Origin of the sequence: Aeromonas piscicola (genome assembly GCF_000820005.1) — a bacterium.
GTDB lineage: Bacteria > Pseudomonadota > Gammaproteobacteria > Enterobacterales > Aeromonadaceae > Aeromonas > Aeromonas piscicola.
Window position 1 is genome coordinate 253,291 of sequence record NZ_CDBL01000052.1, and the last position, 15,375, is coordinate 268,665.

Below are 15,375 nucleotides of genomic sequence, written 5' to 3' on the forward strand. Positions count from 1 at the left end.
GTCACTGTGCTAGGGCAGAGGAGCAAGAGTATTGTCAGCATTTGAATACAAAGCCCTCGACAGCAAGGGGCGCCAGAAGCAGGGGGTGACCGAGGGTGACTCGGCCCGTCAGGTACGCCAGCAACTGCGCGAGCAGGGGCTGACCCCGCTCGAGGTGAACGAGACCACAGAGAAGGCAAAGCGTGAAGCGAATCGCTTCGTGCTGTTTCGCCGTGGTGCCTCCACTTCCGAGCTGGCCCTTATTACTCGCCAGTTGGCGACTCTGGTTGGTGCAGGCCTGACTATCGAAGAGGCGCTGCGGGCAGTGGCCGAGCAGTGCGAAAAGGCCCACCTGCGCAGTCTGGTGGCAACCGTGCGCAGCAAGGTGGTAGAAGGTTACTCGCTGGCCGATTCGCTGGGGGCCTTCCCTCACGTGTTCGATCAGCTGTTTAGATCCATGGTGGCGGCAGGGGAGAAGTCCGGTCATCTGGAGAAGGTGCTGAACCGGCTCGCCGACTACACGGAGCAGCGCCAGCACATGCGCACCAAGCTGCTGCAGGCGATGATCTACCCCATAGTCCTCACCCTGGTGGCGGTCGGGGTCATTTCGATCCTGCTCACCGCAGTCGTGCCCAAGGTAGTGGCCCAGTTTGAACACATGGGCCAGCAACTGCCTGCGACGACCCGTTTCCTCATTGGCACCAGCGAGCTGATGCAGCACTACGGCCTCTGGTTCCTGCTGCTGCTGTTTATCGGTGGGTTTGTCTGGCGCTGGTGGCTGACCGACGAGAAACGTCGTCGTCACTGGCATCAGGTGGTGCTGCGCCTGCCGGTCATAGGCCGGGTCAGCCGTGGTCTCAACACCGCCCGCTTCGCCCGCACCCTGAGCATCCTCAACGCCAGCGCCGTGCCCTTGCTGGAGGGGATGAAGATCGCCGGCGAGGTGCTCTCCAATGACTTCGCCCGTACTCGTATCGGTGAGGCCACTGAACGGGTGCGGGAGGGGACCAGCCTGCGCAAGGCACTGGATGAAACCAAGATTTTCCCGCCCATGATGCTGCACATGATCGCCTCCGGCGAGCAGAGCGGCGAGCTCGACAACATGCTGGAGCGGGCGGCTGACAACCAGGACAGGGAGTTCGAAACCCAGGTGAACATCGCCCTCGGCGTGTTCGAGCCCCTGCTGGTGGTCTCCATGGCCGGGGTCGTGCTGTTTATCGTGATGTCGATCCTGCAGCCGATCCTCGAGCTCAACAACATGGTGAATCTGTAAGGTTCGGGTGTCCGAATACGCTTCGCTATTCGAACCTACAAATCCAATCGAACTCGCAGGTTCGATTAGCCGGCAGGCGTAATCGAACGATCGCGGTTTAACAGTTAATCGTTGATGGTTCATGCCATCTCATTTCGTTAGGGAGTAAGTCATGCAAAAGCGTCGTCAATCCGGTTTTACCCTGCTGGAAGTCATGGTGGTCATAGTGATCCTCGGGATCCTGGCCAGCCTGGTAGTGCCCAACCTGATGGGCAACAAGGAGAAGGCTGACCAGCAGAAAGCCGTCTCCGATATAGTGGCGCTGGAAAATGCCCTCGACATGTACAAGCTGGACAACAACCGTTACCCGACCACGGAGCAGGGCCTGGATGCGCTGGTCAACAAGCCGACCGCCGCCCCCGAGCCGCGCAGCTACCGTGACGGTGGCTACATCAAGCGCCTGCCGCAGGATCCCTGGGGCAACCCGTACCAGATGCTGAGTCCGGGCCAGTTTGGCAAGATCGACATCTTCTCCATGGGGCTGGATGGCGAAGCCGGTACCGATGACGACATCGGCAACTGGAATCTGAAGGATTTCCAATAAGTGATTGATTGCGCTGCCATCAAGGTGCTGTGGATGAGGCTGCCGTGAGGAGCCCGTTGTCTCGTCATCACCAAGCCGGTTTCACCCTGCTGGAGGTATTGCTGGTGGCCATGCTGATGGGGCTGGTGGCCACCGCCGTCACCCTCAGCATGGGGGGCGCCAGAGGCGATCGCGAGCTCGACAAGCAGGCGCGCCGCTTCATGGCGACCCTGCAACAGGCGCAGGAGTATTCGGTGATGGATGGCCGGCTGGTGGGGCTTCGCATCGAGGATCACGGCTGGCAGTTCATGCAGCGTCAGGCCAAGGATCGCAAGTGGCAGGCGCTGACCGGCGACAAGATTTTGGGACAGGTACAACTGCCCGACACCATGCTGCTGGCCATCGAACTCGAAGGGTTCAGCTGGCGAACCGAGTCCGACGAGAAAACCGAGCGGGGTCGGGACGAGAAGGAGCGCACGCCCCAAGTGCTGATCTTCCCCGGTGGCGAGCTCAGCCCCTTCGTGCTGACCCTGACCCAGCAGGATGAGGATGTGCGCTACCTGCGCACGGTCAAGGCGGATGAATTCGGCCGCTTGCGACTGCTGCAGGACGAGGAGGAAGAGGAATGAACGCCCGTGGCATGACATTGCTGGAAGTCATGGTCGCGCTGGCGGTGTTTGCCATTGCGGGTCTCGCCGTGATGAAAACCGCCAGCGAACACCTCTCTGCGCTCAGTTATCTGGAAGAGAAGACGCTGGCGACCTGGGTGGTGGAAAACCAGCTGGTGCAGCAGAAACTCGAAGCCAAGTGGCCCGGCGATAGCTGGGTGGAAGGGGACGAGAAGATGGCTGGGCAGACCTGGTACTGGCGCTATCGCGGTGTCGCCACCGCTGACAACAACTTCAAGGCGCTGGATATGGAAGTGCGTACCGCACCCAAGGCCGAGAGCCCTGTGGCCATGATCCGGACCTATATCAGCCGATGAGCCTGGCCAACGACACTCAAATGAAGTCCCGTCAGGGCGGCTTCACCCTGCTGGAGATGCTGGTGGCCATCGCCATCTTTGCCAGCCTCAGCATGGGCGCCTATCAGGTGCTGCAGGGGGTGCTCACCAGCGACGAGGTGGCCAAGAAGAAAGAGGCCCGTCTCTCCGAGTTGCAGCTTGCCTTCACCCTGATGGAGCGGGACATCACCCAGATGGTGCCCCGCAGTGGCCGCATCGACGGCGAGAACAACAAGGTGCTGCTGGCGGCATCCCGTTTTGGCCAGCAGAGCGATGACTGGGGCATGGCCTTCATTCGCGGTGGCTGGCTCAATCCGGATGGTATGCTGCCACGCTCCGGTTTGCAGCGGGTTGGCTGGCGGCTCAAGGATCACAAGCTGGAGCGGCTGAGCTACCTCTATCCGGATCCGGTGATCGGCACAGAGCCGCGCATTCAGCCCATGCTGGATCGGGTGACGGCGCTGCGGCTCTATTTCTACGACAAGGGTGCCTGGAAGGAAGAGTGGACCCAGCGCAACGTTCTGCCTTACGGCCTGGCGGTGGAGCTGGATCTGGAAGATTACGGCACCCTTCGCCGCCAGTTCCTCATCGGGGCCGGTGGCCAGCGAGCAGAAAATGCGAACTAAGCGGACAGCGTCTGGCAGCATGCCATCTTGCCGCCGCCAGGGGGGCATGGCCCTGCTGGTGGTGCTGCTCATCTTGTCGGTAATGGTGATCATCGCCAGCAACATGAGCGGTCGCCTGCAGCTGGAGCTGCGCCGTACCGGCAACCTCACCGCCGGCAAGCAGGCCTGGTGGTATGCCATGTCGGCGGAGGCGCTGGTGAGCAAGGTGCTGGCTCAGGATTTCAAGGATGACCCCAATGTGGTGAACCTGGGTCAGAACTGGGCCAGGCAGGATGCGGTCTTCCCGGTGGATGACGGCAAACTGACCGGCCGGGTGCGGGATCTGCAATCCTGCTTCAACCTCAACAGCCTGAGCGTGCCCCTGAAAGACGGGGTGAGCGGCGATGACCTCGAGAAGCAGCCTTATCCGGTCAAGGCGTTTCGCTCCCTGCTCAAGCAGCTCGAAGTCGAGGATTACGAGGCGGTGCAGCTGACCGATGCCATCCGCGACTGGACCGACAAGGATACGGCGCTGGTCTCCAGCTACGGTGCCGAAGATGCCTATTACGAGGGGCTGACGCCCCCTTATCTGACCGCGAACCAGTGGATGCTCAGCACGGATGAGCTGAGGGCGGTGCGCGGTGTGAGCGCCAAGCTGTATGCCCGGTTGGCGCCTTATGTGTGCGCCCTGCCGAGCGAGAAACTGGTGGTCAACATCAACACCATCAAGCCGGAACAGGCGGCGCTGCTGGTAGCGCTCTATCTGGACAAGGTGGGGCTCGATGACGCCAAGCGGGTGCTGACCAGCCGCCCCCAGAAGGGGTGGAAGGATAAAAAAGCGATGACGGATCAGATGCCGGTGCAGGCGAGCACAATCACCGGGCTGGATACGGCGCTGGACGTCAAGAGCAGCTATTTCGAAGCCAAATTGATCGCCGAAGTCGGTGATACCCGGGCCAGGCTGGAGAGTGTCTTCGTGCGTGGCAAGGACAACAAGCTGGTGATGCTGCGCCGCCTCAGCGGTGGCGCCGAATAACAAACAGGCGTGGGTGACGGCTGATGGCCGAACCCACTCTGAATCCGTATTGGACAGCAGCCAAAGGCTGCGCTCCCGCCCATCCAGAGGGATGCGGACGGGAATGGCAGGAGAGATATTTGTGAGCGAGAGTCTGGTCATCCGTCTGGGGACCAATGCGCAGCAACCGGTCGAGTGGCTGGTGTGGTCGGCCAAGGAGGAGGAGATCATTGCCTCCGGCACCCTGGCCTCGGCCCATGCCCTCGGCGAGCTGCGGGAGCGTGCCGGTGGCCGCCCCGTGGTGACCCTGGTGCCGGGCAGCGATCTTATCTTCCGGCGGGTGAGCCTGCCGGGCAAATACAGTCGCCAGTCTGCGGCCGCCTTGCCCTACCTGCTGGAGGAGCAGATCGCATCCGACGTGGATGAGCTGCATCTGGTGGTGCTGGGCCACGAGGGCCACGAGGTGGACCTGATGGCGGTCGACAAGGAGAAGATGCAGATCTGGCTGGGCTGGCTGCAGCAGGCGGGCCTCAAGAGCCAGCAGCTGTTGCCGGACGTGCTGGCGCTGCCGCCCGCCGCCGACGGCTGGTCTGCCCTGCAACTTGGCAAGGAGTGGCTGCTGCGTCAGGGCCCCTGTCAGGGCATAGTGGCCGACGAGTCGCTGCTGGCCATGTTGCTGGCGGCCGAGGCCGAACCCGTTACCATCCACAGCCATACCCCCTTGCCGGCGATCCCGGCGGCCAACTGGCTGGCGGCGGATCCCGAACTGCCCATGCTGCTGCTGGCCAAAGGGGCGCTGAACTGCCAGGCCAACTTGTTGCAGGGCCCCTACCGGCCGCAGACCGAATACTCTCGCTACTGGCTGCAGTGGCGCAAAGTGGCCGTGGTGGCCGGGCTCTTGCTGCTGGTGGCACTGACCCAGCGCGGTGTGCATCTGTATCAGCTGACGGAGCAGGACAAGGCCCTCAAGGCCGAGATCAGGCAGGTCTACACCCGCATTTTCCCGGGGGAGAATCGCATCGTCAACGTGCGCAGCCAGATGGCACAGCATCTCAAGTTGCTGGGGCAGACCCCGCAGGATGGCGTGCTCTTGCTGCTGACCGAACTGGCCCCCACCTTTGCCGAGGTGCCGGGTCTCAAGCCGCAGGTGTTGCGTTTCGACGCCGCCAGGGGCGAGTTGAGGTTGCAGGTGACGGCACCCGGTTTCGCCGAGATAGAGCGTTTTCGCGAGCTGGCGGGCAAGCGCTTCGAGGTGCAGCAGGGCGAGGTGCGCAGCACAGAGGGCAAGGTTGAAGGGGCACTGGTGCTGAAGGGTAAATCATCATGATGGACAAACTACAAGGCTGGTGGCGCAGCATCAGCGCCCGCGAGCAGCGGCTGGTGGCCGTGGGTGGCAGCTGCCTGCTGATAGGGCTCTGCTACTGGATTGTCTGGCAACCCATCGCCAACCGCATCGCCGAGCGCGAGCGGCAGGTGCTGAGTCAGCAACAGACGCTCGCTTGGCTGAAAGAGAAGGGGGAAGAGGTGCTGGCGATGCAGGGCGGTCAGGGCCGCCAGATCGACACCAGCGGTACTCTGGAAGGAGTGGTGAACCGCACCGCCTTCAACCAGAAGATCAAGATTGCCCGTCTGCAACCCCAGGGTCAGGAGCTGCAGGTGTGGATCGATACGGTCCAGTTCGATGATCTGCTGATCTGGCTGGCGAGCCTGGCCGATCAGCACGGCGTACAGGTGCAGGTGATCGAGGTGGCCCGCGAGAATCTGGCGCCGGGTCTGGTCAAGGTCAGGCGTCTGCAGTTGAGTCGTCCCCAATGACGCCAGGCGTGCCTAGCGCGGTCCGGTTTCCGGCATCTCGTCCCGGTATGGTGCCGGGCCTGGCCAAGGCCAGATATTTGCAATCGAGTCGTTTTCTATGAAGCAAAAAGTACTGATCGCCGCCCTGTTCCTGGTGGCCTATCTCGGTTTTCTGCTGGTGAAACTGCCAGCCACCCTGGTGGTGCGCCATCTGCCGTTGCCGCCCAACCTGGTGCAGCTGGAAGGGGTGAGCGGCACCCTCTGGAGCGGCCAGGTCGCCCGGCTGCAATATGCCAGCGAGTCGCTGACCCAGCTGCGCTGGGAGCTCAACGGCTGGTCGCTGCTGCGCTTCGCCCCCGAGGTTTCCCTGCGTTTTGGCGATCGCAGCGGCCTCAATGGTCAGGGCGTGGTCGGCTGGAACGGCGCCGCCTTTGGTCGCGACATCACCCTCAACGTGCCCGCGCCCTGGGTGCTGGATCGGGTGCCCATGCGGTTGCCGTTCCCGCTGACGGTGGCGGGCCAGCTGCAGCTCAAGGTCGATCAGTTCGCTCAGGGCAATCCCTGGTGCGACAACCTCTACGGCAACCTCCATTGGTATGGTGCCGATGCCGATACCCCGGCCGGCAAGCTGCAGCTGGGGGATCCCGAGCTCAAGCTGACCTGCATCGACTCCCGGTTGGTGGCCGAGCTCAAGCAGGGCTCGGAGGCGGTGCAGGTGCTGGGCAAGCTGGAGCTGCAGCCCAATCGCCAGTATCTGTTCCAGGGCACCCTCAAACCTGGCCCTGAGCTGCCGGAAGAGATGAAGCAGGGATTGCCCTTCCTCGGTCAACCCGATGGTCAGGGCCGTTTCCCGCTGCGCTACCAGGGGCGTATCTGACGATATTGTCTGGTGTTGTGGACGTATGATGAAAATAACCCCGCTTCGGCGGGGTTATGTCGTTATGGGGATTGTATGTCGCCAACCGGCGCGGTGATCAGGTGATTCAGAAAGAAGCTGAACAGCTCGGCCCGCGAGCAGAGCCGCAGCTTGCCATAAAGATGCTTGCGGTGATTCTTCACCGTGCCGCTGCCAATCCCCAGCTCGGTGGCGATCGCCTCGGTATCCAGCCCCTGCAACAGCAGCCCGGCTACCTGCCGCTCCCGGCGGGTGAGCAGATCCCCGCCCACGCTGGCGATGGCCTGCGCCACCGCCGCCTTCAGGCTGGCACTGTCAGGCAGCGCCGGGCTCTCCGCCAGCAGCGGCTGGCTCTGCTGCCACTGCTGGCGACACAGCGAATGTACCAGCGGAAACAGCTGTTCCAGCCTCGCCAGCTCGTTCTGGCTCAGGGAGCTGCGCTTGTTGAGGCGGCCGAGAAACAGCATCAGCGTCAGCCCGTCCCGCACCGGCAGGATCAGCCCCACCTCCTCCTGCCAGCCGGTGGCCTGATAGAAGTGATGGCGATATTCAGGATCAAGCCGCCCTTGGGACACCTGCGCCAGCGTCCAGACGCCGGCAGGCAAGCCCTGCTCCAGCGCCTGCATAAAGGGATCCTGACTGAAGTGGCTGGTGAGGTAGCGATCAAACAGCAGGGCCCGCTGGTGGCTCAGGTTGTCGTAGAGGTAGACGGGCCGCTGCCCCACCCCGAGCAGCAGGGCGCAATCAAACGCCACCTGCTGCTGGATCAGCCGCACCAGCGCCGCAGGAAAGGCGCTGCTGTGCAGGGAATCGACCACCTCGGTCATGCTGCGGGTCAAGGCATCTGTGGCAAATGGCTGGGTCATGGTTATTGAGTCACGGTGGAGGGTTCCCGGTGGCGGGGAGCACCTCCCCACTATGGCTGGATGCTAGCACGAGAGTGGCAAAACTGTCCCTCAGGGGACATATCCGCCACCGACCAGAACGGCGAGGATGACGGCTTTCCCCCCTGCTGTTGGAGAACCCATGATCAACCCCCACCTGCTCGATGAGCTGACCGAGCGCGGCCTGGTGGCCCAGAATTCCGACCCGGCGGCCCTGGCCTCCCACCTCGCTACACCGCGCACCGTCTACTGCGGGTTCGATCCCACCGCTGGCAGCCTGCATATCGGTCATCTGGTGCCGCTCTTGATGCTGCGCCGCTTCCAGCTGGCGGGCCACACCCCGGTGGCGCTGGTGGGCGGGGCGACCGGCCTTATCGGCGACCCCAGCTTCAAGGCGACCGAGCGCAGCCTCAACAGCAGCGACACGGTACAGGGTTGGGTCGCCAGCCTGTCGGCCCAGATCAGGGCGCTGCTGCCCGCTGATGAGGGCCTGTCGGCCCCGCAACTGGTCAACAATGGTGACTGGATGGGGCAGATGTCAGCCCTCGATTTTCTGCGGGATATCGGCAAGCACTTCTCGGTCAACGCCATGCTGGCGCGGGAGTCGGTGCGCCAGCGGCTGGCTCGTCCGGATCAGGGCATCTCATTCACCGAGTTCTCCTACGCCCTGCTGCAATCCTACGACTTTGCGGTGCTGCACCAGCGACTCGGCTGCACCCTGCAGATTGGCGGCAACGATCAGTGGGGCAATATCACCAGTGGCATGGATCTCACCCGCCGCCTCCATCAGGCGCAGGTGCACGGCATGACGTTGCCGCTTATCACCAAGGCGGACGGCACCAAGTTCGGCAAGACCGAGGGTGGAGCCGTCTGGCTGGATCCGGCGCTAACCTCGCCCTACGCCTTCTACCAGTTCTGGCTCGGCACCGCGGATGAGGATGTCTACCGCTTCCTGCGCTACTACAGCTTTATGTCGCTGAGCGAGATTGATGCACTGGAGGCGGAAGATGCCAAGCGGCAGGGGCGCAAGCAGGCGCAGCAGGTCTTGGCGAACGAGCTGACCGAACTGGTGCACGGCAAGGCGGCGCTGGCGGCGGTGCAGCGCATCAGCGAGCTGCTGTTTAGCGGCGACGTGGCGCGCCTTGGTGAGAGCGATCTGGCCCAGTTGGCGCAAGATGGCATGCCGAGCAGCACAGTCCGCGGCGAGACTGATCTGGTAAGCCTGCTGGTCATCTGCGGTCTGGCGAACTCCAAGCGGATCGCCCGCGAACTGCTGGCGGCGGGAGCCATCAGCCTCAATGGCGTCATCAAGCTGGATGAGCAGCTGGTTGCAGAGGATCGGCTGTTTGACCGCTATCTGCTGCTGCGCCGGGGCAAGAAGCAGTACCAGCTGGTGGCGTGGGTGGCCTAGCCTGCAGCGCCATAGCAACGAGAAAGGGCTGCCTGGGCAGCCCTTTCCATTGTGCGTCCCCGCCGGTCAGCCGCTCGGTATGCAGGGGAAGACGGTCAATGGTTCCCCGTCTCTACCCCAACAGCCGAATCACGCTGTCAGCGGCAGCAATTCTGCGTAGTCACGGAATACATCGAGGAGGGCGGTGAATTCTGCTCCCGTATCGGTATCAAGTAGTCAGCGGCAGCAGTTCGGCATAGTCACGGATCGCCGGGAAGGCGGTGATGTGCTGCTCGGGCTGGCGGCTGTCCGGATTCTGGATGGCGAGCTGATAGCCGATGCCGTAGTCAGCGGCGGCGCGCAGGATCCGCTCGCTGTCATCCACGAACAGGGTGCGGGCCGGATCGAATGCCAGCCGTTCCGCCAGCGCCTGCCAGCAGTGCTGGCTCTCCTTCGACCAGCCCAGCTCGTGGGTGCTCACCATCAGATCCAGATGATCAGACAGCCCCAGCTGCGCATCCTTCACCGACAGGCTGGCGGGGTGGGCGTTGGTAAAGAGTACCAGTCGCTTGCCTGCCGCCCGCAGCTCAGCCAGAAAGGGGATGGCGTTGGGCCGCCACCGGATCTTCTCCAGCAGCTCCTGCTTGAGGGTGCGTATGTCCAGCCCCAGGGTCTGGCTCCAGTAATCCACGCAGTACCAGTCGAGGGTGCCGCTGACGGCGTGATAGTGGGCATCGATCCGTTCTCTGGCTTGGTCCAGCGGCAAGCCGAGGCGCTCGGCGTAACGCTCCGGCACCAGTTGCTGCCAGAGGTGGTTGTCAAAATGAAGGTCGATCAGGGTGCCATCCATATCGAGCAAAACGGTATCTATCTGGTGCCAGGGCAGCTGGGTCGGCATGGGGTCTCTTGGTGTCAATATTGGGGAGGAAAACGGGGCGGCATTATAACGGATTTTTCCGTCCGCTTTCGCCGCTTTGCCCCGTGGTGTTCGTTCGGGGAGTCGTTTACTCTTGAAGCACGATTTTTTAACGAGCAGCCAGCGCCCGATGAGTGACCACCACAAGAGCAAGCCCGAATACCTCAGTGTCGAGAACATGGCACATGACAAGAGCAAACCGGAGATCCTCAGTGTCGAGAACATGGCGCATGACAAGAGCAAGCCGGAGATCCTCAAGGCCGAGATAGTGGCCGAGAGCCGGCTGTTCAAGGTGGAATCCCTGCATCTTAAATTCAGCAATGGGGAAGAGCGGGTCTACGAACGGATGCGCGGTGGCAACCGGGGCGCCGTCATGGTGGTGCCCCTGTTCGATGCCCACACCCTGCTGCTGGTGCGCGAGTACGCGGCGGGCACCCACTCTTACGAGCTGGGCTTCCCCAAGGGGCTGATAGATCCGGGCGAGAACGCCTTCGAGGCGGGCAACCGGGAGCTGATGGAGGAGGCTGGTTTTGGCGCCAACAGCCTGATCCCCCTCAAGCAGGTGTCGCTGGCGCCGGGTTACTTCTCCAGCCGGATGGACATACTGCTGGCGCGGGATCTCTTCCCCGAGCAGCGGATCGGCGATGAGCCCGAGCCCCTGGAGGTGATCCCCTGGCCGCTCAACCGGATTGATGAATTGCTGGCGCGACCCGACTTCAGCGAGTCGCGCAGCATCAGTGCCCTGCTGCTGGCCCAGAAGTGGCTGGCGGAGCAGGAAAACTAGCCCAAGCGTGGGCAAAGGCAATAAATAAAAACAGAGGATAACAAGATGCAGGAGTTGTTGGCCTGGGTTCCAGGGGTCAAGGAGATCGCCCGCGAAGCGGGACGTATCCTTCACGAAATCTATCACGGCGGTCAGTTCGAGCGTCAGCTGAAGGAGGATGCGACCCCGGTCACCAGTGCCGATCTTGCTGCCGATGCCTACCTCAAACAGGCGCTGTCGGCGCTCACTCCCCATGTGCCCGTGCTGACCGAAGAGGCGGCAGATGTGCCCTTCAGCCTGCGAGCCAACTGGCGCCAGTACTGGCTGGTGGATCCCCTTGACGGCACCGGCGAGTTCATCGCCGGCAGCGGTGACTTCGCCACCCTGATCGCCCTGGTGCGGGACAATGTGCCGGTGCTCGGTGTCATCTATGCCCCCGAGTCGGACGTGCTCTACTGGGCGGTGCGTGGTCACGGCGCCTTCAAGGAGGTGAACGGCGAGACCTTGCCCATCAGCGCCATGCACCACGAACACGATCAGCCCGATTCGCTGGTGGTGGCCATCAGTCGTCGCCAGAAGCTGGAGAACCTGACCCGTCGCCTCAATCCGGCCATCAACTACGAGCTGATCCCGCTCGGCTCCAGTTCCCTCAAGTCCTGCCTGGTGGCGGAAGGGGCGGCCGACTGCTACGTGCGGCTCGGTCCCACCGGCGAGTGGGATACCGCCGCTGCCCAGTGCATCGTCGAGGCGGCTGGCGGTCGTATCCTCAGCCTGGCGCTGCAACCACTCAGCTACAACGAAACCGAGTCGCTGGAGAACCCGGACTTCATCGTGATGGGGGATCCGGATCTCGCCTGGGGCAAGATCCTGGCCCACCAGGCTGGCTGATCCTCTGTCGCCAGACGACACAAACAGGCGGCCTCTGGGCCGCCTGTTTGCTTGGTGTGATCCGCTGGTTTTATCGCAGATGAGGAGGGGTATTCGCTGGCAAAGCACGAGAATGACAGTGGATGATCACAATCCTTCCGGGGTAATTGGCATGATTTTTCAGGTAATTCTGAAAAGGATCCATTGGGCAAAATAAAAAAATGAGTATGAATGAAAATTTGGTTTTATATTTCATTAAAGTTGTAGTTTGTAGTTTTACTCGATTATGTGATCCCGATTGGATTCCCAATCTCACTGGCTGAAGCCCGTTATGGTAGTGATATGTTTCAGTGCCGCTTTTTGAGAATTAAATCCTGATAAACCACAATAAGCTCAGATTAAAATACTGACAAAATGTGGATTAGTAATGAGTTTATCTGTAGACGTCGTAAAGGATTTGTCCGGTTCCCAGCCCGCAGTTGCCAGCGCCACCCGCTGGCGTCGTCATGACACCCACTGGGCGATCAGCCTGTTTGGTACCGCCGTCGGCGCCGGCATACTGTTTCTGCCCATCAACCTGGGTCTGGGCGGGATCTGGCCCCTGGTCATAGTCGCCGTGCTGGCCGGCCCCATGACCTTCCTGGCTCACCGCGGGCTGGCGCGCTTCGTGCTGTCCTCCTCCCGTCCTCACGCCGATTTCACCGAGGTAGCCGAGGAGCACTTCGGCAAGATGGCCGGTCGCCTCATCTCGGCGCTCTACTTCCTCTCCATCTTCCCGATCCTGCTCATCTACGGTGTGGGGTTGACCAACACGGTGGAGAGCTTCATGGTCAACCAGCTCGGCATGGCCACCCCGAACCGGGTGATGCTCTCCGGCCTGCTGGTGTTCGCCATGATCGCCGTGATGATGGCGGGGGAGAAGGCGATGTTGCGGGCGTTTGCCTTCATGGTCTATCCGCTGGCGGCCATTCTGGCGGCGCTTTCCTGCTATCTCATTCCCCAGTGGCAGTGGCCGGAAGTCACTGCCTTTGAGGGCGGCAGCTTCCTCAACACCATCTGGCTGGCGCTGCCGGTCACGGTGTTCGCCTTCAGCCATGCCGCCGCTATCTCCGGCTTTGCCAATGTGCAGCGGCGGGAATATGGCGAGCAGGCGGAGGCCAAGAGCGGCCTGATCCTGCGCAATACCACCGTCATGCTGGTGGGCTTCGTGCTGTTCTTCGTCTTCTCCTGCGTGCTGAGCCTCTCCCCGGCCCAGCTGGCCGAGGCCAAGGCGCAGAACGTCTCCGTGCTCTCCTATCTCGCCAACATCACAGACAACCCTGTGATAGTGACGCTGGGGCCGCTCATCGCCTTTATCGCCATCAGCACCTCTTTCCTCGGCCACTTCCTCGGTGCCCGCGAGAGCCTGAAAAGCCTGATCGCCAAGCCCACCGGCCTATCGTTGGCCAAAGCGGACCGGCTCGGCATAGTCCTGATGTTCTTCGCCATCTGGGGTGCCGCCGTCATCAACCCTGGCATCCTGGGTCTGATGGAGACCCTCTCCGGCCCCGTCATCGCCATGATCCTCTTCATCATGCCGGTGATAGCGATCTACAAGGTGGAGGCGCTGGCCCGCTTCCGCCAGGGCTGGACCAACGGCTTTATCCTGCTGACCGGGTCGCTTGCTGTGTCGGCGCTGATCTTCAGCCTGTTGAAGTAACGGCGAGCGGCGGTAAAAAATGAGAGAGGCGACCCCATGGTCGCCTCTCTCATTTCATGGGGCCAACAGCATCAGCCCAGCTTGGCGCCATTCTCCACCGCCCGCTCCGGGATGGCCATTACCACGGCGCCATCCGCCCGGTAGAAACCGGTCAGCAGAAACTCCGACTGGATGGGGCCTATCTGTTTGGGGGGAAAGTTCACCACGGCGACTATCTGGCGCCCCACCAGATCCTCCGGCTGATAGAGATCCGTTATCTGGGCGCTGCTCTTGCGTACCCCGAGCTCGGGGCCGAAATCCGCCCACACCTTGTAGGCGGGCCGGCGTGCCTCGGGGAAGGGCTCGACTCGCACCAGGGTGCCCACTCTCAGCTCTATCATCTCGAACTGTTGCCAGCTTATGGTCTGCATCTTGGCTCCTCGTTTCATACACCTTGCATTGGCCTCAGCATGCCTCGAAACGGCGCTGGCTGTCTTCGGTGACTGGCCGCCCTGTTACGGTAAAAGGCCGTTTTGCTGGCGCCAGAGGGAAGGGGTCAGCCCGCTCTCGGTCAGGAAGCGCTCGGCGAAAGCCCCCTGATTCTGGTAGCCGCAGCGATTGGCGATCTCGCCTATGGGCAGTTGGGTATGGGAGAGCAGGGTGCGTGCCAGCGTCATGCGCCGCCCCCGTATGTAGTGGGAGACGCTCATCCCCAGCTGCTGGCGAAAGGCGTGCTTGAACTGACTCTGACCGAGGCAGGCGATGGCGGCGAGCCGCTCATTGCCAAGGGGCTCGGCGAGGTGGGCCTCGATATGGCGCTGCACCTTGAGGATACGGGCAGCAAGACGAGGGGAAGCAGAGGAGTGCATTCCTTGCCCTTGTGCCAGCAGGGAGAGCCACACCTGCTCCATGCCCGCCACCTGGCGACCCGCTGCCACCATGCGGTGCAGGAAGGCGAGGTAGTGGCGCTGAGGCTCGTCCAGCTCGATAAAGGGGCGGGCCGCCAGATCGCCGGGGAGCCAGTCGCTCTCCTGCACCAGGAAGGAGAGGGCCGGGTCGGCGGCGTAGTCGTGCCGCTCGCCGGGGGCTATCACGCAGACAAAACCGGGGGCGAGCCGACGTCCCTGGCCCTGCACCTCGATCTCAATGGGACCGCCGAGAGGGATCACCAGCTGGGCGAAGTCGTGGCTGTGGCTGCTGATGTCGCTCTGGTAGTGGCGCAGGCTGAAGGGGGAGGCGGCGGATAGCAATGACGCGGCACTGGGCCGCGTCATCTTCAAAGAGGGATTGCTGTTTGGCATAGGTCGCAGGTATTACTCTGCATCGAAATCTTCGATCTCTTTGCCCAGCGCTTCCATGATGGCGCGCACCTCGGCGGGGACGCTGTCCGGATGATCCTTGCGCAGATCGTCGTCGCAGGGCAGCGGCTGGCCGGTGAACGCGTGCAGGAAGGCTTCACAGAGCAGCTCACTGTTGGTCGCATGACGCAGGTTGTTCACCTGGCGACGGGTGCGCTCGTCGGTCAACACCTTCAACACCTTGAGCGGGATCGAGACGGTAATCTTCTTGACCTGTTCGCTCTTCTTACCGTGTTCCGCGTAGGGGCTGACGTAGTCGCCGTTCCACTCTGTACCCATGATCCACCTGTTCTCGTTTGGCCGTGAGCGCGGATTTTAACCCTTAAGGAAATTAATGGCAATCCAACAGCAAAGCCATTTAGACGTCTAGAAGTGTTGACGGCTTTTTTATGC

The 15,375-nt window shown here is 62.2% G+C and carries 18 protein-coding genes; 13 read left to right on the top strand and 5 right to left on the bottom strand.

Going from position 1 to position 15,375, the window contains the following annotated elements; genetic code table 11:
* Nucleotides 1-31: 31 nt before the first annotated feature.
* The 9 genes from exeF (at nucleotide 32) to exeN (ending at nucleotide 7,108) form a co-directional block, all read left to right on the top strand.
* The gene (gene exeF / locus BN1128_RS11810; RefSeq protein ID WP_042868935.1) at nucleotides 32-1,252 is read left to right on the top strand and encodes a GspF family T2SS innner membrane protein variant ExeF; all 1,221 of its coding nucleotides are present in this window, start codon (nucleotides 32-34) and stop codon (nucleotides 1,250-1,252) included.
* Between the two features lie 151 nt (nucleotides 1,253-1,403).
* Nucleotides 1,404-1,835, top strand: coding sequence for a GspG family T2SS major pseudopilin variant ExeG (exeG, locus tag BN1128_RS11815; protein WP_042868940.1), 432 nt, complete (start codon nucleotides 1,404-1,406; stop codon nucleotides 1,833-1,835).
* Between the two features lie 56 nt (nucleotides 1,836-1,891).
* Complete coding sequence (exeH, locus tag BN1128_RS11820) at nucleotides 1,892-2,443, top strand: GspH family T2SS minor pseudopilin variant ExeH (RefSeq protein WP_156140238.1); 552 nt, start codon at nucleotides 1,892-1,894, stop codon at nucleotides 2,441-2,443.
* Nucleotides 2,440-2,799, top strand: coding sequence for a GspI family T2SS minor pseudopilin variant ExeI (gene exeI, locus BN1128_RS11825; protein WP_021139454.1), 360 nt, complete (start codon nucleotides 2,440-2,442; stop codon nucleotides 2,797-2,799). Before exeH ends, exeI begins: the two co-directional genes overlap by 4 nt.
* Nucleotides 2,800-2,819: 20 nt before the next feature.
* Nucleotides 2,820-3,443 carry a GspJ family T2SS minor pseudopilin variant ExeJ gene (exeJ, locus tag BN1128_RS11830; protein WP_043140839.1) on the top strand — a complete coding sequence of 208 codons (624 nt, stop codon included), beginning with the start codon at nucleotides 2,820-2,822 and terminating at the stop codon, nucleotides 3,441-3,443.
* Nucleotides 3,433-4,458 carry a GspK family T2SS minor pseudopilin variant ExeK gene (gene exeK, locus BN1128_RS11835; RefSeq protein WP_042868945.1) on the top strand — a complete coding sequence of 342 codons (1,026 nt, stop codon included), beginning with the start codon at nucleotides 3,433-3,435 and terminating at the stop codon, nucleotides 4,456-4,458. Before exeJ ends, exeK begins: the two co-directional genes overlap by 11 nt.
* 121 nt (nucleotides 4,459-4,579) lie before the next feature.
* On the top strand, nucleotides 4,580-5,764 hold the full coding sequence (exeL, locus tag BN1128_RS11840; RefSeq protein ID WP_156140240.1) for a GspL family type II secretion system protein ExeL: 1,185 nt from the start codon (nucleotides 4,580-4,582) through the stop codon (nucleotides 5,762-5,764).
* Nucleotides 5,761-6,252: a GspM family type II secretion system protein ExeM gene (gene exeM / locus BN1128_RS11845; protein WP_042868949.1), complete on the top strand. Its 492-nt coding sequence runs from the start codon at nucleotides 5,761-5,763 to the stop codon at nucleotides 6,250-6,252. Before exeL ends, exeM begins: the two co-directional genes overlap by 4 nt.
* Before the next feature lie 97 nt (nucleotides 6,253-6,349).
* Complete coding sequence (gene exeN, locus BN1128_RS11850) at nucleotides 6,350-7,108, top strand: GspN family type II secretion system protein ExeN (protein WP_042868951.1); 759 nt, start codon at nucleotides 6,350-6,352, stop codon at nucleotides 7,106-7,108.
* A gap of 62 nt (nucleotides 7,109-7,170) precedes the next feature.
* On the opposite strand, the gene BN1128_RS11855 is transcribed toward exeN, so the two are convergent.
* Nucleotides 7,171-7,992 carry a response regulator transcription factor gene (locus tag BN1128_RS11855; protein ID WP_042868953.1) on the bottom strand — a complete coding sequence of 274 codons (822 nt, stop codon included), beginning with the start codon at nucleotides 7,990-7,992 and terminating at the stop codon, nucleotides 7,171-7,173.
* A 160-nt stretch (nucleotides 7,993-8,152) separates the two neighbouring features.
* Between BN1128_RS11855 and tyrS the strand changes: the two genes are divergently transcribed.
* The gene (gene tyrS, locus BN1128_RS11860) at nucleotides 8,153-9,421 is read left to right on the top strand and encodes a tyrosine--tRNA ligase (RefSeq protein WP_042868954.1); all 1,269 of its coding nucleotides are present in this window, start codon (nucleotides 8,153-8,155) and stop codon (nucleotides 9,419-9,421) included.
* A gap of 208 nt (nucleotides 9,422-9,629) precedes the next feature.
* On the opposite strand, the gene yrfG is transcribed toward tyrS, so the two are convergent.
* Entirely contained in the window at nucleotides 9,630-10,298 is a 669-nt protein-coding gene (gene yrfG, locus BN1128_RS11865) for a GMP/IMP nucleotidase (RefSeq protein WP_042868956.1), read from the bottom strand.
* Between the two features lie 148 nt (nucleotides 10,299-10,446).
* On the opposite strand from yrfG, the gene nudE reads away from it, so the two are divergent.
* From nudE to BN1128_RS11880, 3 genes are all read left to right on the top strand, one after another.
* Nucleotides 10,447-11,100, top strand: a complete 654-nt coding sequence (gene nudE, locus BN1128_RS11870) for an ADP compounds hydrolase NudE (protein WP_042868958.1) — start codon at nucleotides 10,447-10,449, stop codon at nucleotides 11,098-11,100.
* Nucleotides 11,101-11,145: 45 nt separating this feature from the next.
* On the top strand, nucleotides 11,146-11,967 hold the full coding sequence (gene cysQ / locus BN1128_RS11875; RefSeq protein ID WP_042868960.1) for a 3'(2'),5'-bisphosphate nucleotidase CysQ: 822 nt from the start codon (nucleotides 11,146-11,148) through the stop codon (nucleotides 11,965-11,967).
* 406 nt (nucleotides 11,968-12,373) lie between these two features.
* Nucleotides 12,374-13,645 (top strand): aromatic amino acid transport family protein, encoded by a 1,272-nt coding sequence (locus tag BN1128_RS11880; protein WP_042868962.1) that lies wholly within the window; start codon nucleotides 12,374-12,376, stop codon nucleotides 13,643-13,645.
* A gap of 71 nt (nucleotides 13,646-13,716) precedes the next feature.
* On the opposite strand, the gene BN1128_RS11885 is transcribed toward BN1128_RS11880, so the two are convergent.
* The 3 genes from BN1128_RS11885 to metJ all read right to left on the bottom strand — a co-directional run bounded on the left by BN1128_RS11885 (nucleotide 13,717) and on the right by metJ (nucleotide 15,261).
* Nucleotides 13,717-14,055 (bottom strand): tRNA-binding protein, encoded by a 339-nt coding sequence (locus BN1128_RS11885; RefSeq protein ID WP_042868964.1) that lies wholly within the window; start codon nucleotides 14,053-14,055, stop codon nucleotides 13,717-13,719.
* Nucleotides 14,056-14,139: 84 nt separating this feature from the next.
* Complete coding sequence (locus BN1128_RS11890) at nucleotides 14,140-14,898, bottom strand: AraC family transcriptional regulator (protein WP_042869352.1); 759 nt, start codon at nucleotides 14,896-14,898, stop codon at nucleotides 14,140-14,142.
* A 39-nt stretch (nucleotides 14,899-14,937) separates the two neighbouring features.
* Entirely contained in the window at nucleotides 14,938-15,261 is a 324-nt protein-coding gene (gene metJ / locus BN1128_RS11895) for a met regulon transcriptional regulator MetJ (RefSeq protein ID WP_005315809.1), read from the bottom strand.
* Nucleotides 15,262-15,375 lie beyond the last annotated feature (114 nt).